This window comes from Citrobacter sp. Cu233 (genome assembly GCF_030332225.1).
GTDB lineage: Bacteria > Pseudomonadota > Gammaproteobacteria > Enterobacterales > Enterobacteriaceae > Citrobacter.
The window spans coordinates 811,660-837,717 of record NZ_JAOWIF010000028.1; the positions used below are offsets into that span (position 1 = coordinate 811,660).

The 26,058-nt window shown below is 51.3% G+C and carries 28 protein-coding genes, 1 other RNA gene and 1 other annotated feature; of the genes, 12 read left to right on the forward strand and 17 right to left on the reverse strand.

Translation table 11 applies throughout. From position 1 onward, the window contains the following. Positions 1-91: 91 nt before the first annotated feature. The 5 genes from recR to OGX95_RS04645 form a co-directional block, all read right to left on the reverse strand. Positions 92-697, reverse strand: coding sequence for a recombination mediator RecR (recR, locus tag OGX95_RS04625; RefSeq protein ID WP_286628481.1), 606 nt, complete (start codon positions 695-697; stop codon positions 92-94). Further along, the gene (locus OGX95_RS04630) at positions 697-1,026 is read right to left on the reverse strand and encodes a YbaB/EbfC family nucleoid-associated protein (protein WP_003021764.1); all 330 of its coding nucleotides are present in this window, start codon (positions 1,024-1,026) and stop codon (positions 697-699) included. Before OGX95_RS04630 ends, recR begins: the two co-directional genes overlap by 1 nt. Before the next feature lie 57 nt (positions 1,027-1,083). Beyond that, complete coding sequence (dnaX, locus tag OGX95_RS04635; RefSeq protein ID WP_286628482.1) at positions 1,084-3,009, reverse strand: DNA polymerase III subunit gamma/tau; 1,926 nt, start codon at positions 3,007-3,009, stop codon at positions 1,084-1,086. Continuing rightward, positions 1,687-1,751, reverse strand: a sequence feature (DnaX frameshifting element). (Overlaps the previous gene by 65 nt.) 210 nt (positions 3,010-3,219) lie before the next feature. Beyond that, positions 3,220-3,771, reverse strand: a complete 552-nt coding sequence (gene apt, locus OGX95_RS04640; protein WP_006685676.1) for an adenine phosphoribosyltransferase — start codon at positions 3,769-3,771, stop codon at positions 3,220-3,222. Between the two features lie 284 nt (positions 3,772-4,055). Beyond that, on the reverse strand, positions 4,056-4,424 hold the full coding sequence (locus tag OGX95_RS04645) for a DUF454 family protein (RefSeq protein WP_286628483.1): 369 nt from the start codon (positions 4,422-4,424) through the stop codon (positions 4,056-4,058). 69 nt (positions 4,425-4,493) lie between these two features. Between OGX95_RS04645 and priC the strand changes: the two genes are divergently transcribed. Then, the gene (gene priC, locus OGX95_RS04650; RefSeq protein ID WP_286628484.1) at positions 4,494-5,021 is read left to right on the forward strand and encodes a primosomal replication protein N''; all 528 of its coding nucleotides are present in this window, start codon (positions 4,494-4,496) and stop codon (positions 5,019-5,021) included. Between the two features lie 14 nt (positions 5,022-5,035). Next, on the forward strand, positions 5,036-5,197 hold the full coding sequence (gene rsmS, locus OGX95_RS04655) for a pleiotropic regulatory protein RsmS (RefSeq protein ID WP_286628485.1): 162 nt from the start codon (positions 5,036-5,038) through the stop codon (positions 5,195-5,197). Between the two features lie 82 nt (positions 5,198-5,279). Here rsmS and mscK read toward each other — a convergent pair whose 3' ends face one another. Both mscK and acrR read right to left on the reverse strand, forming a co-directional pair. Continuing rightward, positions 5,280-8,645 (reverse strand): mechanosensitive channel MscK, encoded by a 3,366-nt coding sequence (gene mscK / locus OGX95_RS04660; protein WP_286628486.1) that lies wholly within the window; start codon positions 8,643-8,645, stop codon positions 5,280-5,282. A 127-nt stretch (positions 8,646-8,772) separates the two neighbouring features. Beyond that, positions 8,773-9,423 carry a multidrug efflux transporter transcriptional repressor AcrR gene (acrR, locus tag OGX95_RS04665; RefSeq protein WP_048212409.1) on the reverse strand — a complete coding sequence of 217 codons (651 nt, stop codon included), beginning with the start codon at positions 9,421-9,423 and terminating at the stop codon, positions 8,773-8,775. Between the two features lie 141 nt (positions 9,424-9,564). Here acrR and acrA point away from each other — a divergent pair, with 141 nt between their 5' ends. The 6 genes from acrA to OGX95_RS04695 all read left to right on the forward strand — a co-directional run bounded on the left by acrA (position 9,565) and on the right by OGX95_RS04695 (position 16,366). After that, a complete protein-coding gene (gene acrA / locus OGX95_RS04670) occupies positions 9,565-10,758 on the forward strand; it encodes a multidrug efflux RND transporter periplasmic adaptor subunit AcrA (protein ID WP_286628487.1) in 1,194 nt (397 codons plus the stop codon). Positions 10,759-10,780: 22 nt separating this feature from the next. Continuing rightward, a complete protein-coding gene (acrB, locus tag OGX95_RS04675; protein ID WP_286628489.1) occupies positions 10,781-13,930 on the forward strand; it encodes an efflux RND transporter permease AcrB in 3,150 nt (1,049 codons plus the stop codon). A 488-nt stretch (positions 13,931-14,418) separates the two neighbouring features. Next, positions 14,419-14,793 carry an Hha toxicity modulator TomB gene (gene tomB, locus OGX95_RS04680; RefSeq protein ID WP_003021733.1) on the forward strand — a complete coding sequence of 125 codons (375 nt, stop codon included), beginning with the start codon at positions 14,419-14,421 and terminating at the stop codon, positions 14,791-14,793. A 27-nt stretch (positions 14,794-14,820) separates the two neighbouring features. Continuing rightward, on the forward strand, positions 14,821-15,039 hold the full coding sequence (hha, locus tag OGX95_RS04685; RefSeq protein WP_002892050.1) for a hemolysin expression-modulating protein Hha: 219 nt from the start codon (positions 14,821-14,823) through the stop codon (positions 15,037-15,039). Between the two features lie 188 nt (positions 15,040-15,227). Further along, a complete protein-coding gene (gene maa, locus OGX95_RS04690; RefSeq protein ID WP_286628490.1) occupies positions 15,228-15,779 on the forward strand; it encodes a maltose O-acetyltransferase in 552 nt (183 codons plus the stop codon). A 116-nt stretch (positions 15,780-15,895) separates the two neighbouring features. After that, positions 15,896-16,366: a YlaC family protein gene (locus tag OGX95_RS04695; protein ID WP_286628491.1), complete on the forward strand. Its 471-nt coding sequence runs from the start codon at positions 15,896-15,898 to the stop codon at positions 16,364-16,366. A 76-nt stretch (positions 16,367-16,442) separates the two neighbouring features. On the opposite strand, the gene ykgO is transcribed toward OGX95_RS04695, so the two are convergent. Together ykgO and OGX95_RS04705 are read right to left on the reverse strand one after the other, a co-directional pair. Next, positions 16,443-16,583, reverse strand: coding sequence for a type B 50S ribosomal protein L36 (gene ykgO, locus OGX95_RS04700; protein ID WP_005125190.1), 141 nt, complete (start codon positions 16,581-16,583; stop codon positions 16,443-16,445). Position 16,584: 1 nt separating this feature from the next. Next, positions 16,585-16,845 (reverse strand): type B 50S ribosomal protein L31, encoded by a 261-nt coding sequence (locus OGX95_RS04705; RefSeq protein ID WP_005125189.1) that lies wholly within the window; start codon positions 16,843-16,845, stop codon positions 16,585-16,587. 188 nt (positions 16,846-17,033) lie between these two features. Between OGX95_RS04705 and pdeB the strand changes: the two genes are divergently transcribed. Next, the gene (gene pdeB, locus OGX95_RS04710) at positions 17,034-18,587 is read left to right on the forward strand and encodes a cyclic di-3',5'-guanosine monophosphate phosphodiesterase PdeB (RefSeq protein ID WP_286628492.1); all 1,554 of its coding nucleotides are present in this window, start codon (positions 17,034-17,036) and stop codon (positions 18,585-18,587) included. A gap of 54 nt (positions 18,588-18,641) precedes the next feature. Here pdeB and OGX95_RS04715 read toward each other — a convergent pair whose 3' ends face one another. Then, a complete protein-coding gene (locus tag OGX95_RS04715; RefSeq protein WP_115259217.1) occupies positions 18,642-18,995 on the reverse strand; it encodes a DUF1428 domain-containing protein in 354 nt (117 codons plus the stop codon). Between the two features lie 82 nt (positions 18,996-19,077). Continuing rightward, positions 19,078-19,689, reverse strand: coding sequence for a membrane protein YczE (gene yczE, locus OGX95_RS04720; protein WP_286628493.1), 612 nt, complete (start codon positions 19,687-19,689; stop codon positions 19,078-19,080). Positions 19,690-19,775: 86 nt separating this feature from the next. Between yczE and yczR the strand changes: the two genes are divergently transcribed. Then, positions 19,776-21,203 carry a MocR-like transcription factor YczR gene (yczR, locus tag OGX95_RS04725; RefSeq protein ID WP_286628494.1) on the forward strand — a complete coding sequence of 476 codons (1,428 nt, stop codon included), beginning with the start codon at positions 19,776-19,778 and terminating at the stop codon, positions 21,201-21,203. A gap of 46 nt (positions 21,204-21,249) precedes the next feature. On the opposite strand, the gene OGX95_RS04730 is transcribed toward yczR, so the two are convergent. The 3 genes from OGX95_RS04730 to ffs all read right to left on the reverse strand — a co-directional run bounded on the left by OGX95_RS04730 (position 21,250) and on the right by ffs (position 22,016). Next, positions 21,250-21,468, reverse strand: a complete 219-nt coding sequence (locus OGX95_RS04730; RefSeq protein ID WP_271441606.1) for a hypothetical protein — start codon at positions 21,466-21,468, stop codon at positions 21,250-21,252. After that, a complete protein-coding gene (locus OGX95_RS04735; protein ID WP_005125182.1) occupies positions 21,465-21,716 on the reverse strand; it encodes a hypothetical protein in 252 nt (83 codons plus the stop codon). Before OGX95_RS04735 ends, OGX95_RS04730 begins: the two co-directional genes overlap by 4 nt. 203 nt (positions 21,717-21,919) lie before the next feature. After that, positions 21,920-22,016: signal recognition particle sRNA small type (gene ffs, locus OGX95_RS04740), an RNA gene on the reverse strand. Between the two features lie 162 nt (positions 22,017-22,178). On the opposite strand from ffs, the gene OGX95_RS04745 reads away from it, so the two are divergent. Beyond that, positions 22,179-22,490 (forward strand): MGMT family protein, encoded by a 312-nt coding sequence (locus tag OGX95_RS04745; protein WP_137384616.1) that lies wholly within the window; start codon positions 22,179-22,181, stop codon positions 22,488-22,490. Between the two features lie 31 nt (positions 22,491-22,521). Here OGX95_RS04745 and OGX95_RS04750 read toward each other — a convergent pair whose 3' ends face one another. After that, the gene (locus OGX95_RS04750; RefSeq protein ID WP_137384617.1) at positions 22,522-23,091 is read right to left on the reverse strand and encodes a YbaY family lipoprotein; all 570 of its coding nucleotides are present in this window, start codon (positions 23,089-23,091) and stop codon (positions 22,522-22,524) included. A gap of 212 nt (positions 23,092-23,303) precedes the next feature. Here OGX95_RS04750 and tesB point away from each other — a divergent pair, with 212 nt between their 5' ends. Continuing rightward, positions 23,304-24,164, forward strand: a complete 861-nt coding sequence (gene tesB / locus OGX95_RS04755) for an acyl-CoA thioesterase II (RefSeq protein ID WP_271441608.1) — start codon at positions 23,304-23,306, stop codon at positions 24,162-24,164. Between the two features lie 73 nt (positions 24,165-24,237). On the opposite strand, the gene amtB is transcribed toward tesB, so the two are convergent. Both amtB and glnK read right to left on the reverse strand, forming a co-directional pair. Further along, positions 24,238-25,524 (reverse strand): ammonium transporter AmtB, encoded by a 1,287-nt coding sequence (gene amtB, locus OGX95_RS04760; protein ID WP_286628495.1) that lies wholly within the window; start codon positions 25,522-25,524, stop codon positions 24,238-24,240. Positions 25,525-25,555: 31 nt separating this feature from the next. Continuing rightward, a complete protein-coding gene (gene glnK, locus OGX95_RS04765; RefSeq protein WP_003021657.1) occupies positions 25,556-25,894 on the reverse strand; it encodes a P-II family nitrogen regulator in 339 nt (112 codons plus the stop codon). Positions 25,895-26,058 lie beyond the last annotated feature (164 nt).

The following is a 26,058-nucleotide window of genomic DNA, read 5'->3' on the forward strand; positions in this document are numbered from 1 at the left end:
GCCATTTTTAATGGTAAAAACACGTTGAGGGTGAAATGGGGACAAGCGGGTAGGATTTCAAGCGGAAGCCGCCATCGCGGCCTCCGTTTGTTCAGAATTTAATCTTGTGTCGTCCTGCCAGAGAGTGCGACAGTGTCGTACCGTCGACCATTTCCAGCTCGCCGCCTACCGGTACGCCATGGGCGATACGGCTGGCTTCAACGCCATATTGCATACAAAGATCAGCAATATAGTTGGCGGTTGCCTCTCCTTCGACCGTGGGATTGGTCGCCAGGATCAGTTCGTTGATGTGTTCAGACGCCAGTCGCTGCTCCAGACGATCGAGCCCGATATCATCAGGCCCGATGCCATCCAGCGGCGACAGGTGTCCCATCAGCACAAAGTAACGTCCGGAAAACTGCCCTGTTTGTTCAATGGCATAGATGTCCGCAGGACTCTCCACCACACAAATCTGACCATTTTCCTGGCGACGCGGGTTTGAACAGATGTTGCAGACGTCTTGCTCCGTAAAGGTGCGGCAATCGGCACAGTGGCCGATTTCCGACATCGCTTTCGTTAACGCCTGCGCCAGACGCATCCCGCCGCTGCGATCGCGCTGCAGGAGCGTGAACGCCATGCGCTGCGCCGACTTCGGGCCAACGCCCGGCAGACAGCGCAATGCTTCCATAAGCTGAGTTAACAGCGGGCTGGTTTGCATCAGAACGGCATCTTAAAGCCAGGTGGCAGTTGCATACCGGAGGAAACGGAGGCCATTTTCTCTTTCTGCGTTTCTTCAATGCGACGTGCCGCATCGTTGAATGCTGCAGCAACCAGATCTTCCAGCATCTCTTTGTCGTCCTCCAGCAGGCTTGGATCGATCTCCACGCGACGGCAGTTATGCGCACCGTTGATGGTCACTTTCACCAGACCTGCGCCAGATTCACCGGTGACTTCCAGCTTGGCGACTTCTTCCTGCATCTGCTGCATTTTTTCTTGCATCTGCTGGGCCTGTTTCATCAGGTTACCCAGACCGCCTTTACCAAACATAGGCTTCTCTCTCAATCACGTTAAGGGATGACGACCGTCAAACCATTAGGCTGACGATCAAATGGGGCGAATACTCTCTTCGTCCAGGTCCGCGTCGAAAAAACGACGCAGCGTCTGAATGTTATTATCCGCAATAATCGACTCACGCGCCTGCGCGAGTTTCTCTTCGTAAATGGCCTGACGCCACTCCAGCGGCGTGCGCACCGCTGGATTATCATCTTCAACGATGGTCAATTCAACCGTTGACCCCGTTAAGGTACTCAATGCTTCGGCCAGTTTTTGCTGCGCGCCACTGGAATTAAGATGGCGCTGCGTAGAACGCAGATGCAGGCAAACCACATTGCCATTTTCTTCTTTCCAGGCGTTCAGCGCTACCTGCTCCACCAGCTTGGGCAACGAAAGCTGACTCACCTGCGCAGCCCAGGGATCGCGCTCAATAGCTTCAGCCGCAAGCTTTGCAGCCAGCTCTGGCGTTTTTTCGTGCTCCAGCGCTTTTTTCAGCGCTTTCGGCGTGGCGACGTCTTCTTTGACTTCTGCAACTGGATTGGTTGCTTTCCAGCGGTAGGCTTCTTTTTTCGCCGGCGTTTGTTCCAGTGCGGAGACAGCCGGACGCGCCTGAACACGTTCAGACACCGAAGCCAGTCTTTCCAGCGCAGCATTATTCACCGGCCGCGCGCGGGAAGCGGCTGCCGGTTCACTCTTTTTTGGTTTGGTTGCTCCCTGAGCGCGCTGCAACTGACTACGTGCCGCCAGCACCTGGCTGGTGGCGTCAGATAACGGCACATCATGATGCACCGGTGCAGACTGTTGTGGTGGGACCAGCGTTGGGGTCATCACCGCGGTGGGTGCGACCGGGGCAAACGACTGTCGCGGGACTTCAGGCTCCGGAAGCGGCAGGCGCGGATGAAAAGCCAGCGCACGCAACAGCGTCATTTCTACCCCCATACGTCGGTCTGGCGCATACGGTAATTCTTTGCGCCCAATTAACAACGTCTGGTAGTAAAGCTGCACATCGGTCGGAGGTACGGTCCGCGCCAGCTCGCGTAAACGCTGCTCAATTGCAGCCATATCACTGCCAAGCGCGGCGGGTGAAAGCTGTACCATCGCAATACGATGCAGCAAGGCCGACATCTCAACCAACAACGCTTCCCATTCAATACCGCGCGCGGCGGCGTCGTGCAGCAGCGTCATGACGCGCTCACCATCCGCAGAAACAACCGCCTCAACGAGCGACAGCGCCTGATCGTCATCCAGCGTACCGAGCATGGTGCTCACCGCCTGGGTAGAGACCTGTCCATCGCCGCTGGCAATCGCCTGATCGGTCAGACTTAGCGCATCACGCAGGCTGCCATCCGCTGCACGGGCCAGCAACTGCAGCGCACGAGGCTCATGAGCGATGTGCTCTTCATTGAGGATATGCTCAAGCTGATGACGAATCTGCTCAACATCCAACGCCTTAAGGTGGAATTGCAGACAACGTGACAGGATAGTAACAGGCAGTTTTTGCGGATCGGTGGTCGCCAGCAGGAATTTGACGTGCGCCGGCGGCTCTTCGAGCGTTTTCAGTAAAGCGTTAAAACTGTGACGCGACAGCATGTGCACTTCGTCGATCAGATAGACCTTAAAGCGACCGCGCGCTGGCGCATACTGGACGTTATCCAGCAGATCGCGGGTGTCTTCGACTTTGGTGCGCGACGCAGCATCGATCTCAATCAGATCGACAAAACGCCCCTGCTCGATTTCGCGGCAGTTATCACACACACCACAAGGCGTAGCCGTGATGCCGGTTTCACAGTTCAGTCCCTTCGCCAACAAACGGGCGATCGAGGTTTTTCCGACGCCACGGGTGCCGGAAAAAAGATATGCATGATGAATACGCCCTAACGACAAGCCGTTCGCCAGTGCCGTCAGCACATGTTCCTGGCCGACGACGTCAGCAAAGGTTTGTGGGCGCCATTTTCGGGCTAAGACCTGATAACTCATTGGCAGGCTCTGAAAGGCTGGAGGGTGGATTCACAAGAGGGTAATGCTAACACAACCTCGCACCGACGGCGAGGTTGACACGTTATATTCGGGCGTTATCGTTGCAGCCAGTTTGGTTTCGGGCAGCGCGCAGAAACCGGAGCGTACACGTAGTACGTGAGGATTTTGAGCACTGACCGGAGCCAGAATGGCAAAAAAGAGAGTCCGAACTTAGTGGCCCGGGAATGGGACCAGGCTGTAACAGGTCAGCCCCTGTTTTTCCAGACGTTGTTCGCCGCCCAGATCGAACAGATTAATGATAAAAGCAGCGTCGGTCACTTCGCCGCCCAGACGACGGATCAGCTTCACGGTCGCTTCAATCGTGCCACCGGTTGCCAGCAGATCGTCAACGACCAGAACTTTATCGCCTGGTTTGATGGCATCAACGTGGATTTCCAGCTGATCGGTGCCGTATTCCAGCTCGTAGCTCTCAGCAATGACTTCACGCGGAAGCTTACGCGGTTTACGCACGGGAACAAATCCGACGCCCAGGCCCAACGCGACCGGTGCGCCAAACAGGAAGCCACGCGCTTCGGTACCGACCACTTTGGTAATACCGGCATTTTTGTAACGCTCAACCAGCAATTCGATGCTGAGCGCGTACGCTTTCGGGTCTTCCAGCAAACTGGTGACATCACGGAAAAGAATGCCCGGTTTCGGGTAGTCGTGGATGCTTTTGATGCTATTTTTGAGAAACTCAAGCTGCTGTGCAGTCGCGGTCATAAGTTTGTGCCTGATTAATACAGTATTACTTCACGGCGCACTATACACTTTATCCTTCAAGCGGCCTTTTGATTGGCTACCTTCATTCATCCCAGTCACTTACTGATGTAAGCTCCGGGGATTCATTCAGTGCCGTCTCGACGCGACTTGAATGATTTTGTGTCTATATAAGAGTCAAAGTTACACTTGCTTAACCTTTGACCACCTGCGCCTGTGCTCGAAAACGGTCGAATTTACTGGCTGTGAGAGACAATTGCAACAGCGATTATTGTGCTTCAGTGCTTTTATTGCTTTTCATCAACCACCGGGATTCGCCACATAAAAATCAGCAAACAGGTGAGAATCACCAGCAGCAGCACGCGAACCCACAACATATTAACGAACCACAACGAAACGCTAAATGTCAGCACGATTAACAAAATAGCGCGAGGTTTGGCTCCCGGCGGCATCGCGCGGTATTTTTGCCAATGGCGCAAATAACCACCGAACCACGAACGATAAAGCAGCCAGGCGTGAAAGCGAGGCGATGAACGAGCAAAACACCAGGCTGCCAGCAGGATAAATGGCGTGGTAGGCAACAGTGGCAATACAACGCCCAACGTGCCTAACACTACCGCTATCCAGCCAATGATGATTAGAATAATGCGTTGCATAATATGAGTACTTAACACAGAGAATCGCTACTTTAGCATAACAGTTCTCATTTTCATCGGAGTGTTGTCGTGAAAACCGTCATGCTACTACAGAAGCTCGAAAGTCAACTCAACAGCCTGCGCCAGCAATGTGCGCCCCAGGCTCATCACGCAACGCTCAGCGCCCGTTTCGATCGTCATCTTTTTCGTACTCGCAGCACGCTGTTGCAGGCTTGTCTGGATGAAGCTGGCGATAATCTTGCCGCCCTGCGGCGTGCCGTTGAGCAGCAACAATTACCGCAAATTGCCTGGCTTGCGGAACATCTCGCCTCACAGTTAGAAGCGATTTCACGCGAATCCGCCACCTGGTCACTGAGGGAGTGGGACAACGCCTCGCCGGGTCTTGCCCGCTGGCAGCGCAAACGCGTTCAGCATCAGGAATTTGAGCGGCGTCTGGTTGAGATGACACGTGAACGTAAAGAGCGATTAGCTCAGGCCTCGGGGTTAGAGGAGCAGCAAAAGTTGCACCGAGAAGTCGAGGCGTTCGAAGCACGACTGGCACGCTGCCGTCATGCGCTGGCAAGGATTGAAAACGTGCTGGCGCGTTTAACCCGCTAATCACCGGAGAATGTATGTCTCTTGAAAACGCCCCGGACGACGTCAAATTGGCCGTCGATTTAATTGTTTTGCTTGAAGAGAATCAGGTGGAACCTGAAACCGTACTGAAAGCTCTGGAGATTGTGAAGCGGGATTACGAGAAGAAACAGCTCTCTTTATCAAAAAAAGAGCGGTAGCTGAAATGGCCTGTCGGCGGTGCATTATCCGGCCTACGAATGAATCGAAGCTCACAGGCCGGATAAGACGTTTAGCTCACCATCAACCTGCGGCTGGCGTCGGATCGTCACCTTTGATGATGTCACGCTTAACCTCCGTCACTGTGTCACCTTTGGCATTATGCAGGTGCACTTCGAGTTGGTTAAAGGCGATATCAATATTGTTTTCACGGCATAAACGATCAACCGCGCGGTTCAGTTCATCGACCGTGTGGCTGCGATCCCGCAGTTCACGAACGTATAAACGCAGTTCATGATCCAACGTGCTGGCACCGAAAGCAGTAAAGAACACTGCCGGCTCCGGATCGTGCATCACTTTCGGATGTTCCGTTGCCGCCTGCAGCAGCACTTTCTTCACTTTATCCAGATCTGAACCATAAGCCACACCAATACGAATAACCAAACGTGTGGTGGTATCAGACAGTGACCAGTTGATCAGACGCTCCGTCACAAAAGCCTTATTCGGGATAATGACCTCTTTGCGATCGAAGTCGGTAATCGTTGTGGCACGAATACGGATCTTGCTGACCGTACCAGAGAACGTACCAATGGTAACCGTATCGCCAATACGTACCGGACGTTCAAACAGAATAATCAGACCCGAGACGAAGTTACCGAAGATTTCCTGTAAGCCAAAACCCAGACCAACCGACAGGGCCGCAGCCAGCCACTGGAGTTTGTCCCACGATACGCCGAGCGATCCGAAGACTGTCATTGCCCCGATAGCGATAATCGCGTAATTGAGGATTGTGGTGATAGCATACGATGCGCCCTGGCGCATTTTGAGTCGCGAGAGCACCAGCACTTCGAGCAAACCGGGTAAGTTGCGGATCAGTGCCCACGCCACCATCGAGGCAATAATGGCAAACAACAAACTGCCCATGGTGACATCTTTCACCACTGCAGCTCCCGCTTCAGTACCGTTGTAATGCCAAAGCGTAATGCTGTCGAGATAACTAAACACGGTGATCAGATCGGACCAGATTGCCCAGAACAGAACACCAAACAGAGCCACCATCAACAGCATCGTAATACGCAGCGTTTGCTGGTTTACCTGTTCCAGCGCTATGGTCGGTTCTTCCTGCGGTTCTGCGCCTTCGGCCCCTTCTTTCACCAGATTCTGGCGACGCGCCAACGCACGACGCCAGGCGATGCGGCGTGCCGCCACGCTCAACCCACGCAGCACCGTCTGGTATAGCAGGTTCCAGACAATAACCAGATAAACCGTTTCAATCCAACGACCGGACAGGCGCAGCGTGGTATAGAAATAACCAGTCGCCGTCAGCACCATCAACGCAAGCGGGATAATAGACAACACGGTAATAGTGACCAGACGCAGACCATGCGACTCTTTGTCACGCCAGCTTTCACGGCACATTGGCCACACCAGGAAGGCGATCAGCAGCAGGTTAAGGAAAATAACGACTTGCCCTAACACATCATCCATCAGATTAAGCGGCGACAGTTCAGCAATAACTGACCAGAAGTTAAGCGGCAACAGCGCAAGGCTAATACGCACAATCTGGCGACGCCAGTGGCTGGTCTGTTTCGCTGGCATGCCAAAATGACGTATCGCCACGCCATCTTTTTCCAGAACCTTCCAGCACAGACCGAACACCAGCCAGAAAACGGTCATCTTCTTACTGAATGCCCACAGCAGATCGCTGACGTTTAATTGCATCGTCAGCAGAATCAAGCCTACAGCGAGAATAATCAGACATGCGGGTAAGGCTCTGATCAAATCAATCAGTATCGCTTTTGGCGTGTTGAGTTGGCTGTCATTACGCAAGTTCCCCACCGCCGCGGCGAGTTTTGCCTGATACTCTTTCAGCCATTTAAGACGCCAGCGGATGAGCCCGGCAATAAGCAGCAACGGCAGACCAGCCAGGAACGCAATGAATACCGCCGGCCAGGCTTTTTCCCAGTTCACGGTAATTTTCATCGACTTAAACTGGTCTTTAAGCGTTTGTGGGAACGCCTTGATCCAGTCCCAGTCCATCGGGCGGTTACTGTTTACCCAGAAGATTTGCTGCGTGAGGATCCCTTTCAGGTTTTTCGATACGCTCATTAACTGTTGTTGATTAATTTGCAGGTTAATGGCCATCATCAATTGGTTACCCAACTGCTTATTCAACTGGTCCAACAGTTCACGACGCATATCCACAACCTGCAGCAAGGCATCATGGACTTCGCCATTCACTTCATTGCTGTGCCCTTCTTCTAGCCTGGCGACAAACGCATCATTCTGGAATAGCGCATCACGCTGCTGGTTAACCTCGAACTGCTCCAGACGCAAGTCGGCGATCCGGTTGGTCATGTCGGCAAGTTCATCCGCCGACGGCAGCGTTTGTTGTTGCTGGTACAGAATGCGTGACAACAGCAGGCTGCCTTTCAGCACGGCGATTTGTTCTTTAATATTGCGTTCAGATTGCAGCGCACGATCAAGCCAATTTTTGACTTTAATGTTTTGCTGCATCAGCGTGTTGCCGTTTTCGGTGGCAGATATCAGACGCTGACTGAGCTGATGGTTAATATCAAGTTCTTGTTTAACTAACGGGTTGGTCTGGATACGCGCCGCTTCGTCTGGTGTTACCGCTTCCTGCGCCGTCTTTTCGGTTAGCGTCAGACGTTTGCTGTTCACCGCTTCTTGCAGCAACTGAAGCTGATGTTCAAGACGATTCGTATTCGCCGTTACATAATCACGCTGTTTCTGCAAGGTATCCTGCAAAACCGTGTTGCCTTCCAGACTCTTACGCTGTTGATCGATCTGCGCGCTCAGCAACGCTTGCTGCGCCTGCAGCAATACCTGTTGGCTGGGGCGTAATGCCGCCTCACCCACATTAGTTCCATCCAGGCGATTGCGGATTTGCTGCATTTGCTGTGATGCGGTGTACATCGCATTTTGCACGCGCTCTGGCTGCGTTTGCAGCGAAACCAACTGACTGTTGTATGCTGCAAGGTCGTTTTGCGCGCTTTGCAGATCGTCCAGCACCTGTGCGACACGAGATTCAAGCTGGCGCAGGGAGAGCGTACTCAGCGTTTTCCGCGTTTCATCGTCATTATCGACATCGCTGAGTGAATTCAACGCATCCGTTGCCTGGCGCATTTTCTCCGGCGCCTGAGCCACTTTCTGACGAAGCTGTACGGTCTCATCTTTCACGCGATCTATTTTATCCAGCGTGGCGATAGTATCGATGAGATCCTGCTGAACCAGTTTGTCCTGCGCGGAAAGATCTTTTTGTTTATTCAGCGCATCCAACTGGCTCTGAATATCCGCTTTTGTCGGCAGTTCACCATTCTGTTGCGCTCGCGCAAATGCTGATGACTGGCTGGACAGCAATAGAATGAAGAAAAGAATGCTTATAGCAATAAGATGCTGTGAACGTTTATAGAGCTGCAACATAGTCATGAGAATGAACGTTTCTGAACCGGGAAAGTGACCGAAAATAGTCAAGCGGCAAGAATATCACGGCTGTGACGGACAGAATAGCAGGAGGGAAACCCTCCAGGAGAATTCCTGGTGCAGAAATGGTAAGTTAGCGTGTCTCCCCTGTCTGCAGGCGCAAGGTTGGACAAAGCAGGCACATCTCCAGCAACACCGCCACGTAGTGGCGAGCCTCATTCTTCAGATCAAAAGATTCGGGGGCAAATAACCAGTTCTCCATGATCCCGGAAATATAGCTACGCATTAACACCGCTACACGACGGGTGTTCAGGTTTTCCGGCAGCATGTTGACATCCATACAGTGGCGTAACGTTTTTTCTATACGGTCATAGTTTTCCAGGCACAGACTACGTTCGACTAACTGAACTGATGCTATTTCCCCGACAAATTCGCATTTGTGGAATATAATCTCCATCAATAAACGTCGGCGTTCTTCTGTCACGGTAGTTTCAAGAACGTAAATTAAAATTTCTCTTAATACTGATAGTGGATCGTCGGGGAATTTTGCCTGATACTCAGTTTCTAACTCATCAATGTTAGGTTTTGCCAGCTCCCAGATTTCACTGAATAAATCCGACTTGTTTTTGAAATGCCAATAGATAGCACCGCGAGTTACACCAGCGGCTTTTGCGATCTCCGCAAGCGAGGTGGATGAGACCCCTTGTTGCGAAAACAAACGCAGAGCGACATCGAGAATGTGCTGTCGTGTTTCCTGTGCTTGTTGTTTGGTTTTTCGTGCCATAGGTCAGTGAATTTACAGGCGTTAGATTTACATACATTTGTGAATGTATGTACCATAGCACGACGATAATATAAACGCAGCAATGGGTTTATGGGCTTTCAGCCATTGATCAATTTGAAATCGGACACTCGAGGTTTACATATGAACAAAAACAGAGGGTTAACGCCTCTGGCAGTCGTTCTGATGCTCTCAGGCAGCTTAGCGCTAACAGGATGTGACGACAAACAGGCCCAACAAGGGGGCCAGCAGATGCCAGAGGTTGGAGTTGTGACACTCAAAACTGAACCTCTACAGATCACCACTGAACTCCCGGGTCGCACCAGTGCTTACCGCATTGCAGAAGTTCGCCCTCAGGTTAGCGGCATCATCCTGAAGCGTAATTTCACAGAAGGCGGCGACATTGAAGCGGGTGTGTCTCTCTATCAGATTGATCCTGCTACTTACCAGGCCGCTTATGAAAGCGCAAAAGGCGATCTGGCCAAGGCACAAGCCGCAGCAAATATCGCTCAGCTGACGGTTAAACGTTATCAGAAACTGTTAGGTACGAAGTACATCAGTCAACAGGACTATGATAGCGCGCAGGCAGATGCACAGCAGGCGAACGCTGCTGTTGTCGCTGCGAAAGCCGCGGTAGAAACTGCACGCATCAATCTGGCTTATACCAAAGTGACATCGCCGATCAGCGGTCGCATTGGTAAATCATCCGTTACGGAAGGCGCTCTGGTGCAAAACGGTCAGGCGACCGCACTGGCGACCGTTCAGCAGTTGGATCCCATCTATGTGGACGTAACGCAGTCAAGTAACGACTTCCTGCGCCTGAAACAAGAGTTAGCCAATGGCACGCTGAAACAAGAAAACGGTAAAGCGAAAGTCGAACTGGTCACCAGCGACGGTATTAAATTCCCGCAGTCCGGTACGCTGGAATTTTCTGATGTGACGGTAGATCAAACCACCGGATCGATTACGTTACGCGCAATCTTCCCGAACCCGGATCACACCTTACTGCCGGGTATGTTCGTCCGTGCCCGTCTGGAAGAAGGGGTTAACCCAACGGCAATACTGGTTCCGCAGCAAGGCGTGACCCGTACACCACGCGGTGAAGCCAGTGCGTTGGTTATCGGTGCTGATGACAAAGTTGAAACGCGTCAAATTGTCGCCGCACAAGCGATTGGCGACAAATGGTTAGTCACTGATGGACTTAAGCCGGGCGACCGCGTGATTGTCACAGGGCTGCAAAAAGTACGTCCTGGCGCGCAGGTAAAAGCGCAGGAAATCACCGCGGATAACAACCAGCAAGGCGCAAGCGGTAGCCAGTCTGAGCAGTCCAAGTCTTAACTTAAACAGGAGCCGTTAAGACATGCCTAATTTCTTTATCGATCGCCCCATATTTGCGTGGGTGATCGCCATTATCATCATGTTGGCAGGGGGGCTCGCGATCCTCAAATTGCCGGTGGCGCAATATCCGACTATTGCACCGCCAGCAGTGACGATCTCCGCGACCTACCCTGGCGCTGATGCCAAAACAGTACAGGATACTGTTACGCAGGTTATCGAACAGAATATGAACGGTATCGATAACCTGATGTATATGTCCTCTAACAGTGACTCAACCGGTACGGTTCAGATCACCCTGACATTCCAGTCAGGTACTGATGCTGACATTGCGCAGGTTCAGGTGCAGAACAAACTGCAGCTGGCGATGCCGCTGCTGCCGCAGGAAGTACAACAACAGGGCGTGAGCGTCGAGAAATCGTCCAGTAGCTTCCTGATGGTTGTCGGCGTCATCAACACCAATGGCACCATGACGCAGGAGGATATTTCCGACTACGTGGGCGCCAACATGAAGGATGCGATCAGCCGTACTTCAGGTGTGGGCGACGTGCAGCTGTTCGGTTCCCAGTACGCGATGCGTATCTGGATGGATCCGAATAAACTGAACAACTTCCAACTCACGCCAGTTGATGTGATCAGCGCCATTAAAGCGCAGAACGCCCAGGTTGCAGCCGGTCAGTTAGGCGGTACGCCGCCGGTGAAAGGCCAGCAACTTAACGCGTCGATCATCGCGCAAACCCGTCTGACCTCCGCAGATGAGTTCAGCAAAATTCTGCTGAAAGTGAATCAGGATGGCTCTCAGGTACGTCTGCGTGACGTCGCGAAAGTCGAACTGGGCGGCGAGAACTACGACATCATTGCGAAGTTCAACGGCAAGCCTGCGTCTGGTCTGGGTATCAAACTGGCTACCGGTGCGAACGCCCTGGATACCGCAGCGGCCATCCGCGAAGAACTGAAGAAGATGGAACCGTTCTTCCCGTCAGGCCTGAAAATTGTTTATCCGTATGACACAACACCGTTCGTGAAAATCTCTATTCACGAAGTAGTGAAGACGCTGGCGGAAGCAATCATCCTCGTGTTCCTGGTTATGTATCTGTTCCTGCAGAACTTCCGCGCGACGTTGATTCCGACCATCGCCGTCCCGGTCGTCTTGTTGGGTACTTTTGCTGTGCTGGCGATTTTCGGCTTCTCGATAAACACGCTAACGATGTTCGGGATGGTGCTCGCCATCGGCCTGTTGGTGGATGACGCCATCGTGGTGGTCGAGAACGTTGAACGTGTCATGGCTGAAGAAGGGCTACCACCGAAAGAAGCAACGCGTAAATCAATGGGCCAGATTCAGGGCGCATTGGTGGGTATCGCGATGGTATTGTCAGCGGTCTTTATCCCAATGGCCTTCTTCGGGGGTTCTACCGGTGCGATTTACCGTCAGTTCTCCATCACCATTGTTTCCGCAATGGCGTTGTCTGTACTGGTGGCGTTGATTCTGACCCCAGCCCTGTGTGCAACAATGCTTAAACCGATTGCTAAGGGTGATCACGGAGAAGGCAAAAAAGGCTTCTTCGGCTGGTTTAACCGCATGTTCGATAAGAGCACGCACCATTACACCGACAGTGTGGGCGGTATTCTGCGCAGCACCGGTCGTTATCTGGCGCTGTATCTGATCATCGTCGTGGGTATGGCCTATCTGTTCGTTCGTCTGCCAAGCTCCTTCCTGCCTGATGAAGACCAGGGGGTATTCCTTTCTATGGCTCAGCTACCCGCGGGTGCAACGCAAGAGCGTACCCAGAAGGTGCTGGACGAAATGACGGATTACTACCTGACCAAAGAAAAAGCGAACGTTGAATCGGTGTTTGCGGTTAACGGCTTCGGCTTTGCTGGTCGTGGTCAGAACACCGGTATCGCCTTCGTCTCTCTGAAAGACTGGAGTGAACGTCCAGGTGAAGAGAACAAGGTAGAAGCGATTACTCAGCGTGCGATGGGGGCATTCTCGCAGATTAAAGACGCCATGGTATTCGCCTTTAACCTGCCAGCAATCGTAGAACTGGGCACCGCGACTGGTTTCGACTTCCAGTTGATTGACCAGGCCGGTCTGGGCCATGAAAAATTGACTCAGGCGCGTAACCAACTGTTTGGTGAAGTCGCGAAACATCCTGATCTGTTAGTGGGCGTACGTCCTAACGGTCTGGAAGATACTCCGCAATTCAAGATCGATATCGATCAGGAAAAAGCGCAGGCTCTGGGTGTTTCCATTAGTGACATTAATACAACGCTGGGCGCTGCATGGGGCGGAAGCTACGTGAACGACTTCATCGACCGTGGTCGTGTGAAGAAAGTTTACGTCATGTCTGAAGCCAAATACCGTATGTTGCCGGAAGATATTGGAAACTGGTATGTCCGCGGTAGCGATGGACAAATGGTGCCATTCTCGGCTTTCTCTTCCTCGCGTTGGGAATATGGTTCACCGCGTCTGGAACGCTATAACGGTCTGCCGTCCATGGAAATCTTAGGCCAGGCCGCACCGGGTAAAAGTACCGGTGAAGCGATGGCAATGATGGAGCAACTGGCCAGCAAACTGCCATCCGGTATCGGCTATGACTGGACAGGTATGTCCTACCAGGAACGACTGTCCGGTAACCAGGCACCTGCCCTGTATGCTATTTCACTGATCGTCGTCTTCCTGTGTCTGGCGGCATTGTACGAGAGCTGGTCAATTCCATTCTCCGTTATGCTGGTCGTTCCGCTGGGGGTTATCGGTGCGCTGCTGGCGGCAACGTTCCGTGGTTTGACCAACGACGTTTACTTCCAGGTGGGCCTGCTCACAACCATTGGGTTGTCGGCGAAGAACGCGATATTGATCGTCGAATTCGCCAAAGACTTGATGGATAAAGAAGGTAAAGGTCTGGTAGAAGCGACTCTGGATGCAGTTCGCATGCGTTTACGTCCGATTCTGATGACATCATTAGCCTTTATCCTCGGCGTAATGCCACTGGTTATCAGCTCCGGTGCAGGTAGTGGCGCGCAGAACGCCGTCGGTACTGGCGTAATGGGCGGGATGGTCACAGCAACCGTATTGGCTATCTTCTTTGTTCCGGTGTTCTTTGTGGTGGTCCGCCGCCGCTTTAGCCGCAAGAACGAAGATGTTGAACATAGCCACTCAGTTGAGCATCATTGATACATTCCTAAAGATAAGGCCGCGCAAGCGGCCTTTTTTCTGGAAAAAAATCATAAAAATCGCTTATTGCGATTTCGTTTATTTTCTCTTGTTTAAATAAGCGATATAATCCTTGCGAGCTTAAAGGCTATTCTTAAAAAGCGTCACGAATCCTTATTTACTTAAATAAATATTAAGACTATTCCTAGTTTTCGTTCACAGAGCCGGTTGTCGCCTTTCGTTGCTAAACCTAAACAAGATAACTTGATGATTGGCCGAGAATAAAGAAGTTGTTCCATTTCGAATACCGGCATTTATCTGTTAAAATGTAAAAATGGGACTGCATCATAATTTTACATAATTGTAATTTTTCGTGATATGACGATGAAATCTTTTTTAGAGTAGATTATAGTTAAATCATCAGGAGTCGCGGGCAAGTTCCAGGTCGTTTGTTGTATCCATCCCGAAAGGTGTTCGGTTAGTCTAAACCACTAAGAAGGGGATGCGTTATGGATGAATACTCACCGAAAAGACATGATATCGCGCAGCTTAAATTTCTCTGCGAAACTCTGTATCATGACTGTCTTGCAAACCTTGAACAAAGCAACCATGGTTGGGTAAATGACCCTACCTCTGCAACCAGCTTGCAGCTCAATGAACTGATAGAGCATATTGCAACCTTCGCACTTAATTATAAAATTAAGTACAATGAGGACAATAAGCTGATCGCACAGATTGATGAATACCTGGATGACACTTTTATGTTGTTCAGCAGTTATGGTATTAATACGCAGGATCTGCAGAAATGGCGGAAGTCAGGTAATCGACTGTTTCGCTGTTTTGTCAATGCCACCAGGGCTAATCCTGTCAGTTTGTCTTGTTAAAAATTATTACAATCATAGGTAAGAGTTATGTCCGATAAACCATTAACTAAAACAGATTATTTGATGCGCCTACGACGCTGTCAAACAATTGACACGCTTGAGCGTGTTATTGAGAAAAATAAATATGAATTGTCTGACAATGAACTGGCTGTATTTTACTCAGCCGCCGATCATCGTCTTGCTGAATTGACAATGAATAAGCTCTACGACAAGATCCCAACATCTGTTTGGAAATTTATTCGTTAATTGCTCATGAGGTTAAGTCAGGTATCGCGAAACATTTGTTTGTCTGACTGACCATTTCCCGTACCAACAACCATTATTTAATTCAAATCACGTGATTGCGATCACAGCGAGAAAACGGGAACGTTCCCCTTCCCTGCATTGCGTTTTAAGGTACTGTGACGGCCTATCAGCAAACAGGAAAGTTCGTAATGAGTGAAGATAAGCAAAAGATGATCGCCGGCGAATTGTATCGCCCGGCAGATGAAACATTGCGCAACGACCGTCTCCGTGCACGCCAACTCATCCACCGATACAATGCCACCGCACCCGATGCGCAGAGTGAACGTCAGGCTATCTTGCACGATCTATTGGGTCAAAGCGAAGGCGCTTACATTGAGCCCTCTTTTCGTTGCGACTACGGCTATAACATTTATCTCGGCAAAGCATTTTACGCCAACTTCGACTGCGTCATGCTTGATGTCTGCCCAATCCACATCGGTGATAACTGTATGCTGGCACCGGGAGTCCATATCTATACGGCAACCCATCCATTGGACGCTAACGAACGCAACAGCGGAGTTGAACTAGGGAAACCTGTAACCATCGGGAATAATGTCTGGATCGGGGGGCGCGCAGTAATAAATCCGGGTGTAACACTGGGCGACAACGTGGTTGTGGCGTCAGGCGCAGTGGTGACTAAAAGCGTTCCGGCAAACACCGTCGTCGGAGGCAATCCGGCACGGAGCATCAAAACACTGTGATCTGATATGTAACTGTTATGCTAAATTGTGGTTAATCTGTTACTTTTCTCAGACGGTATCCCCTTTTAAAATGGGCTGATCCCTCCTGACTATTGCAGACTTCACGAAGGCAAGAGATGACAGAAATACAACGCCTGCTTACCGAAACCATCGACGACTTAAATATTCGCGAAAAGCGCGACAACAAACCGCGCTTTAGCATCAGCTTTATTCGTAAACATCCAGGGCTATTTATCGGCATGTATGTTGCGTTTTTTGCCACGCTGGCGGTAATGCTGCAATCAGAAACACTGGTCGATTCGGTATGGCTGTTGGTTGTACTGTTCGTCTTACTCAACGCCTTTTTCTTTTTTGATGTTGCGCCGCGTTACCGCTTTGAAGACATTGACGTACTGGATTTCAGAGTCTGCTATAACGGTGAATGGTACAATACGCGCTTTGTGCCGCCCTCGCTCATCGACACTATCCTGCACTCTCCCCAAGTCGACAATGAGCATAAGGCCCAATTGCAAAAAATGATTACGCGGAAAGGTGAACTGTCATTTTATGATGTCTTCACATTAACCCGCGCACAGGTCAGTCAGTGATTAAACTCTGTCACAAACAAAAAAGTGCGTCCCCCGAGGGGAACGCACTTCAGTCCCTGTAATGCTGGCAAAGTGACTAACGTCTTTTTTTACGGCCCTGTACCGCTTTAAACCGCGGATTCGTTTTGCAGATGACGTACAAACGCCCTTTGCGTTTGACTATCTGGCAGTCAGGGTGCCGCTGTTTGGCGCTGCGAAGTGAATTGAGTACCTGCATCTTAACCTCGCTTAGTGCCAATGAAGTGGCCGAAACGTTTCTGGAAACGCGCCGCGCTGCCTTCGTTATCGAAGGTTTTTTGTTTACCGGTGTAGTACGGATGTGACTTAGACGAGATATCAAGCGTTACGTACGGGTACATTTGGCCCTCGAACTCAATCTCTCGTTCGGTTTTGATAGTCGAACCGACCTTAAAGTATTCATTGGCACTGGTATCGTGAAACACCACAGGGCGATAAAAAGGGTGGATATCCGGCTTCATGGTAACCTCAATTTGTTACGTTATAACATAACCAACAAAATACACCACTCCCGTACAGATCTCAACCTGATTTATGCTATGGGTAATTTATCGGAGTGATAAGTGCCCCTAAATATATGATGCCAATCGAATTGCTTTATTAGCTTTCGGATATACTTTCTCTACGCTGTGTTAATAAGGATATCACTGTGACAACACGACATCTGATTGGCCTGGTGACGGGAATACTGGTTCTGTCTATCCTCGTACCGGTGTGTTTAAGCCTATGGCTGGCACATCGTCAGGTCGAAACGAAATTTATAGATGAACTTGATTCATTCTCTACCCGGGTCGCTTTGCGTACGGAACGCGTTGGCGAACAGGCCAAAAAAGCGCTACAAAAAATAGAAGCCTTCCAGGGTGTGCCCTGCTCAGAGGAACATTTGCTGGAAATGCGCCGGTTGTCCTACAGCTACCGTTATATTCAGGAAGTGATGTACCTCAAAAACAATGTTCCACAATGTTCCTCCCTTGAAAAAAGGAGCCTGGCTGCTGCGTTTCCACCACCAATGAAAATTACGCTTGATGGCTATCGTGCCTGGTTAACTTCGCAAAATGACCTCGGGATAAAGCGTTTTATGGCAGCGCTCGGCAGCGAACATTATGTCGTGATGATCGATCCGGGATCGTTCATTGATGTTATCCCATTTGGTTCATGGCCTATCGAAGTCGCCATTGTGGGTACAGTAAGCGACGTCGTGGTGGCCAGTAGTGCCGATCTCCCTTTAGACGTGTTGCACCATCTGCAAAAAGACAGTTCTATCAGCCATTTTCAAAAAGATGGCAGTATTTATAATTCTCGCCCGTTCCCCGAACTGGGTATCACGATCGTAAGCTGGGCGTCGGCATTACCTTTGCAAAAATCCTGGCACCGACAGGCGCTTATCTGGCTCCCGGCAGGGCTCATTATTGGCCTGCTCACCGCCCTCTTTATTCTGCGTATTTTGCGCCGCTTGCAGTCTCCCCATCACCAATTGCAAGACGCTATTCAGAACCGGGATATCAAGGTCCATTACCAGCCCATTATTTCGCTCAAAACGGGAAAGGTTGTGGGTGCAGAAGCACTGGCTCGTTGGCGACAAGCTGACGGTAGCTATCTCTCACCAGATATTTTTATCCCCCTGGCCGAAGAGACCGGCCTGACAGAACCACTCACACGTTTGATTATTGAAAACGTCTTCGAAGATCTAGGTAAATGGCTGCATCAACATCCTCAACAGCATATATCACTCAACCTTGAGTCGGCCGATTTGAAGTCCGAAACACTTCCGGCACTGTTACACCGCATGGTTAACCACTGGCAACTAAGACCAGCACAAATTGCCCTGGAATTGACTGAGCGTGAATTTGCCGACCCGAAAAACAGTGCACCATTTATCGCCAAATACCGTCAGGCTGGCCACTCTATTTATATTGATGATTTTGGTACAGGTTATTCCAGCCTGAGTTATTTGCAGGATCTGGATGTAGACATCCTGAAGATAGACAAATCGTTTGTTGATGCGCTGGAATACAATAACGTCACGCCACATATTATCGAGATAGCCAAAACGCTGAAGCTGGAAATGGTGGCAGAAGGTATCGAGACCGAGAACCAGGAAAGCTGGCTACGTCAACATGGCGTACAGTATGGCCAAGGCTGGCTGTACAGCAAAGCACTGCCAAAGGCGGAATTTATTCTGTGGGCGGAACAACGGATCTAACATAGCACTGGCGTGTATTGAGATGGCTGGCGGCACGCCGCACAGCCAGTCACGTCAGTCATCCATAATGGGCGAGAATCCACCGTAGATCATTCGCTTACCATCAAATGGCATAGACTCACCAAACTCCTTCATACGGGGATCGGACATCATCTTCTGGTTCGCCGCATCGCGGACTTCTTTGGAAGGGTATTCAATCCAGCTGAATACCACTTCTTCATGATCCTGCGCTTTTACCGCCATACGAAAATCGGTCAACTTCCCGTCGGGAACATCATCAGCCCAACACTCCACAACGCGCAGTGCACCGAATTCTTTGAAAAGCGGCGCAGCCTTTGCCGCCATCGCGATATATGCCTCCTTGTTTTCGGCGGGAACGGCAACAACAAAACCATCAACATACTTCATCAGATAAACCTCCGAAGTGTACTGCGCGGCAAGCCGATTCCGGCCGCGTCAGTCGAGGTTAAGTTTAGTCGTCAGCAGGCGATTACGCCGTAGGCTCATTCCGAACACGAATACGTGACTGCGGCTGATGACGAAACCACGGCAAGCAAATCTGAATTAACGGTCCAATAGCTAACGCATACAGTACCGTTCCAACACCCACGGTTCCGCCAAGAAGCCAACCACTGAGCAAAACCGACACCTCAATTGCGGTCCGGATAGTCCGTACAGACCAACCAGTACGCGCATGAATGCCGGTCATCAAGCCGTCACGTGGGCCCGCACCAAAACCGGCTCCGATATACAGGCTGGTCGCCAGTGCATTCAAGATAACCGCCGCAACCAGCAGTCCACTGCGCGTCAGTAGCGATTCAAATCCCGGGATCACTGCCAGCGCGGTATCTGCCGCCAAACCAATCATAATGACATTGCTGAGAGTGCCAAATCCGGGACGCTGGCGCAGTGGTATCCATGCCAGCAGAACCAGTCCCCCCACGGCGATGATCACCAGGCCGATATTCATCGATAATAGATTTGCCACGCCCAGATGAAATACGTTCCACGGGTCAGCCCCTAAATCTGCACGTACAAACATCGCCGTCGAAACACCGTACAGCGCCAGTCCGACATACAGCTGAAGTAAACGACGCAGCATAATTTTCTCCTCACCTCTCAGATAGCTTTCATCTTCACCGCAATTGGCACTATGATTAATGTCCAGTTTTCAGAAAGTGGACTGCTATGTCATCTCGCCGTTATGGAAGTCAGTCCTTGCAGCGCCTGCTCGGGCACTGGCAGGAGACCCCCTCGCGTACCCCTATCTGGCGACAGTTGGCAGAGGCACTGCGCCTGCTGATCCTGGATGGTCGACTGGCACTGGATACCCGCTTACCCGGCGAACGCGAACTGGCCGCCGTGCTTGAAGTCAGTCGTACGACAATTGCCAGCGCAATGGCGCAACTGCGGGAAGAAGGGTATCTGGAAAGCCGTCATGGAAGTGGTTCACGCGTGATTCTGCCGGAACATATCCGTCATGTACCGACGCGAACCCGCACCAGCACCGCGCTGGATTTGTCCACCGCGGCCCTCAGCGCCGGGCCAGAAATTCATCAGGCGTACCAGCAAGCCCTGCTCGCGATGCCACCGCATTTGCTAAGTTCAGGGTATTTGCCCCAGGGGTTACCAACGCTGCGCGAATCTATCGCCCGACATTATTGCGAACGTGGATTACCCACACAGCCGGATGAAATAATGGTGGTGAATGGCGCAGTCAGCGGCCTGGCGCTGATCCTGCGTTTGCTCACGGGTCCCGGCGATCGTGTGTTGGTCGATCATCCTACCTATCCGCTCGCCATTGCCGCCATTCAAGGTGCATCCTGCCGCCCCGTGGGCGTGTCACTGCCTGAACACGGTTGGGATACATCGGGCCTTGTCGCCACTATTGCGCAAACCGCGCCGAGAATGGCCTACCTGATGCCAGATTTTCACAATCCTACCGGACGTTGTATGGATGCGGCGACGCGCCAGATTATCGCCGATATCTCCGCCAGAACCCGCACGACACTGGTGGTGGACGAAACCATGGTCAATCTGTGGTATGACGCCCCACCACCACCGCCTCTGGCGGCATTCCATGATGACGCGCCCATCATCATGCTGGGATCTGCGGGGAAAAGTTTTTGGGGAGGTCTGCGGCTGGGATGGATTAGGGCCTCGTCGCGTACCATTGCCGCGCTGGTACAGACTCGCGACACATTTGATTTAGGATCACCAGTACTTGAACAACTTGCGACGGGTTGGTTGCTGGACAATGCAGCCAATTTTCTTCCCAACAGACGGCAATTGCTCACCACCCGGCGCGATCTGTGCCATGACCTGATGAAGACACATTTCCCGGAGTGGCTGTTTACTCAACCGCAAGGTGGGCTCTCTTTCTGGGTTGAATTACCCGATACGCTGGCGACGTTGTTTGCCGCGCGCGCTGAAAGTGCAGGTATTCAATTGGGTACCGGGACGCGCTTCGGCCTGGATGGCGCATTCGATCGCTTCTTACGCATGCCCTTCGCACTGCCCGATGACACAATGCGCTCGGCCTTCCGGACGTTGCAACCCATTTGGGACAACCTGCGTTTACAGGCCAATCACGGGAAAATACGCAAAATAATATGAGCGACGAGCCACAAGGCTCGTCATGCGCTACTTAAACCATCAATAACTACAGTTGGCGGGGAACCGGAAAACCTTTCAGGGAAATCACAAAATTCTCGCCGTCTTTCTTAATTTTCGCCCCGGCGTCGCACCAGTCGGAAGCAATACGGAAAAATTCATCGCTACCGACATTCCAGCTCAGACGAACATGTTTCACATAACCGGAACGTAGCAATTCACAGGCTTCGCCATAATTACAGGCGGTTGAGAGCGGTTGTTGTTTCATTTTTTCTTCTTCAGTAATCTGCGCAGCGCTTTGATTTCTTTAGGAGTCAGTGCTTCAACCACGGATTCTTCCGTATGCTGGCTATCAATATCTTCAGCGGAGACTCCCGCCTCTTCAATGGCGGAAAACGCGATAAGCAGCAATTTTTCCGTCGAGATACTTAGGTTCTCGTTATTCACTTCAGCGTAATGACGCAGCTTTTCTTTTAGCGCCTCATCAATTTTGACATTCAATACTGCGGTCGACATCGTAAAAAATCCTTGTGGTCAGCCAAAGTCCACCGGGCGCAAGACTCATATCTCTACGCGATACGCGATGGCGACGGCAAAAGCATCAAATAACATCCCTGAAACACATTGACAGCATTTGATGACAATAAAATGACAATACGATGACAAAGAAAAGAAGATGAGAAAAACTGAGATTGCCGGACGGCAGAATTGGGTGGGGGCCCTGCCAGCTACATCCCGGCACACACGTCATCTGCCCTGGCTGCTTCCTTCCGGACCTGACCTGGTGAACAGAGTAGCGTTGCGGGAGAACCAACAGAGCCCCCATTGAGAGCGTTGTTAACCAACGCGCAGGCGCATTATCACTGCTGCCCCCTGTAATTGCAACCCATGCCGCATCAGATGCTGTTTTCTTGTGCAATGAAGCTTCACTACCTCGTCATTCGGGATTATGCTGGAGGATTAGCGCAGGAATAAACGATGGATATACAAGACTCTTTCCCTCAACGCGTCTGGCAAATCGTTGCCTCAATCCCCGAAGGATTCGTCACCACCTATGGCGATGTCGCCAGGCTTGCTGGCTCACCGCGCGCTGCGCGTCAGGTGGGCGGTGTACTCAAGCGACTGCCTGAAGGTAGCACCCTGCCCTGGTATCGCGTGGTTAATCGTCACGGAATGATTTCACTGACAGGTCCTGACCTGCAACGACAACGCCAGGCATTGCTGGCGGAAGGTATTGTGGTTTCAGGGAGTGGGCAAATCGATTTACAGCGCTATCGCTGGGTGTACTAACCCTCTCCGGACGGAGAGGGGTAGTATGCCCTTAGTACTGTGTCGGGGCAGGAACTGCGGAAGACGGATTCACCTGCGTGGGTGACGTTGACGGTACCGTTGTCGCGGCACCACCGCTCGCCTGTACTGGAACGGCCGTCTGCTGGACCGGGACCAGGGTCAGGTCGGCTTTAGTCCCCCCCTGATTGATCACCGTCTGGACGGTATCAGTAATAAAGACCAGTTTATCATTCACTGTAATCGCCGCACTCAGCAGAATACGCGCGTTCGGCTGAATATCTGCCGGATTAAACGGGAGCACGAAACTAAATGGTGCCTGTTTTCCCTCGGTACGCACAACTTTTTGCGACAGCACTTTTGACGGTGCATCGGCAAGCGACGCATCTGACAGCGTGACGGTCAGCACGGCATCCGGCGGTAAGGCAACTTTCTGGCGGATCCATACCGTACCAGACACATTCGGCTGTTGAATTTTTGACTGTGTGTCAGCAATTGACGTATTAGGACTCGGCGCAGGTGTTTGAATATCTGCGCTTTTACCAGCACAGGCCGCCAGAGCGACCGCAACCGCTAAACCACTTACCATGTGCACGAGTTTCATTAGATTCTCCTTCTCATCTATGCACCAGCGAGAACTTTCCTCGCCAGAAGAGTGGTTAACAAAAACATAACGTGACTAAGTGTGGCACAAATTAGCAATTTCTGCTTGTAATAGGCCTGTAATTCAGACAATTGCACCCATCGGACCACTTTCAAAATTGCGTTATACTCTGCCTACCTCGCTGCGAGATCGCTATTACCTGGAGAGTACGTATGAGTCTGGCACTGAAAAATTTGCTGACATTGTTAAATCTGGAAAAAATTGAAGAAGGACTCTTTCGGGGCCAAAGCGAAGACTTAGGGTTACGTCAGGTTTTTGGTGGACAGGTTGTCGGTCAGGCGTTGTACGCCGCGAAAGAGACCGTGCCGGAAGAACGTCTGGTGCATTCCTTCCACAGCTACTTTTTACGGCCAGGCGATAGCCAAAAGCCCATCATCTATGATGTAGAAGTGCTGCGCGATGGTAACAGCTTCAGCGCCCGCCGCGTTGCCGCGATCCAGAATGGGAAACCTATTTTTTATATGACCGCCTCTTTCCAGGCACCAGAAGATGGGTTTGAGCATCAAAAAGAGATGCCGGATGCGCCTGGCCCTGAAGAGCTTAAATCAGAAACTGAGATCGCCCGTTCAGTAGCTCACCTGCTGCCACCGCTGTTGAAAGAAAAATTTATCAACGACCGCCCACTGGAAGTACGTCCGGTGGAATTTCATAATCCGTTAAAAGGTCACGTTGCCAACCCGACTCGCCAGGTGTGGATACGCGCTAACGGCACGCTGCAGGACGATCTTCGTGTACATCAGTATCTGCTTGGTTACGCCTCCGATCTGAACTTCCTGCCTGTTGCTTTACAACCATATGGCATTGGTTTTCTGGAAAAAGGGATTCAGATAGCCACGATCGACCATTCGATGTGGTTCCATCGTCCTTTTAATATCAATGAGTGGTTGTTGTACAACGTAGAAAGTACATCTGCCTCCGGTGCCAGGGGGTTTGTACGCGGGGAGTTTTATACTCAGGATGGCGTGCTGGTCGCCTCTACCGTGCAGGAAGGGGTAATGCGTAATCGTAATTGATTTCTTTTCCGGCCTACAGGATAAATTGTCGTAGGCCGGAAAAGCATTTAGCACCATCCGAGAAATTGAAACATCAGGCGTTGTAGGCGTTTTCGCCGTGGCTGTTCACATCCAGCCCTTCACGCTCCTGCTCTTCCGGTACGCGCAGACCTACCGTCATGTCCGCCAACTTATAGCCGATAAATGCCACGACACCGGACCAGACAATGGTGATCGCCACACTTTCCAGTTGGACCAGAAGCTGATGCCCCATGGTAACGCCTTCGGCAAATCCTACCCCCCCTAAAGAGCTGGCGGCAAATACGCCAGTCAGGATACATCCGACAATGCCACAGACACCGTGAACACCGAAGACATCACACGGGTCATCAACACGCAGAAAGCGCTTCAGCATCGTCACCCCCCACAGCCCCGCCAAACCAGCAACCACGCCGATGATCAACGCACCACCAACACCGATGTAACCACAGGCAGGCGTCACACCAACCAGACCCGCAATGGCACCAGAACAGGCTCCCAGCAATGATGGTTTGCCACGCAGCGCCCATTCACCGAAGATCCAGCCGAGAATAGCGGCCGCGGTTGCAACAACGGTATTCACGAAGGCCAGCGCGGCAATTTCATTCGCCATACCCGCGGAGCCAGCGTTAAAGCCAAACCAGCCGATATAGAGAATAGCCGTGCCGGTAAAAACCATTGGCAGGTTATGTGGCTTAAATGCTTCTTTGCCAAAACCGACCCGTTTACCAATCAGATAAGCCCCAACCAGACCGGCAATCGCGGCGTTGATATGTACTACCGTGCCGCCAGCAAAATCCAGCGCACCATGAGTAGCCAGCAAACCACCGCCCCAGACCATGTGTGCAATAGGGATGTAAGACAGCGTCAGCCACACCACCACAAAAATCAGCACCGCCGAGAACCGTATACGCTCCGCCAGCGCACCGACGATAAGCCCAACAGTGATACAGGCGAAAGACCCCTGAAAAGCAACGTGAATATACTGATAGATACTCCCCGTCACCGCCGTCAGTGCAATATTCTTCAACATGACCCAGTTGAAGTTACCAAAAAAATTATTTCCTTCGCCGAAAGTCAGCGAGTAGCCATAAACGACCCACAAAATACAGACCAGAGCGAATGTCACCGTAACCTGGGTCAGCATTGACAGCACGTTCTTACCGCGAATTAAACCGCCGTAGAACAACGCAATACCAGGGATGGTCATAAACAGCACCAGCGCAGTGCAAATCATCATAAAAGCGTTATCGGCTTTATCCGCGACCGCCGGTGCCGCCATCACCAGTCCCGGCAGCAGCGCCAGTGATGCAATACCCGTTTTCATCGTTGCTATCTTCATTTTTTGGTTTCCTATCACTGTGTGCCAGACGTTACAGTGCGGCTTCGTCGGCTTCGCCGGTACGAATACGAATCACGCGTTGTAGCTCGGCGACGAAAATTTTGCCGTCGCCAATTTTTCCGGTGTAGGCGGCCTTACTGATGACATCAATTACGCCATCCAGTTGGTCATCAGCAATTGCCACATCAATCTTCACTTTGGGTAAAAAATTGACGCTGTATTCCGCTCCCCGGTACAACTCGGCATGACCTTTTTGTCGGCCAAACCCTTTCACTTCGGTGACGGTCAGCCCCTGAATACCAATAGACGACAATGCTTCACGGACGTCTTCCAGTTTGAACGGTTTGATTACCACGGTAACCAGCTTCATAGATCCCCTCCAGTCAGAATTCAGTAGTGGCTGCAGATACACATGCTGAACATTGCAAGGGGTGTGCCAGGAATGAAAAACGCGGGATGATTCAGCCGCGCGGGGTACGGTCAGGATAGAAAAAGAAAAAACGCACTAAAACGGTGCATAGTGCGTTACATTTT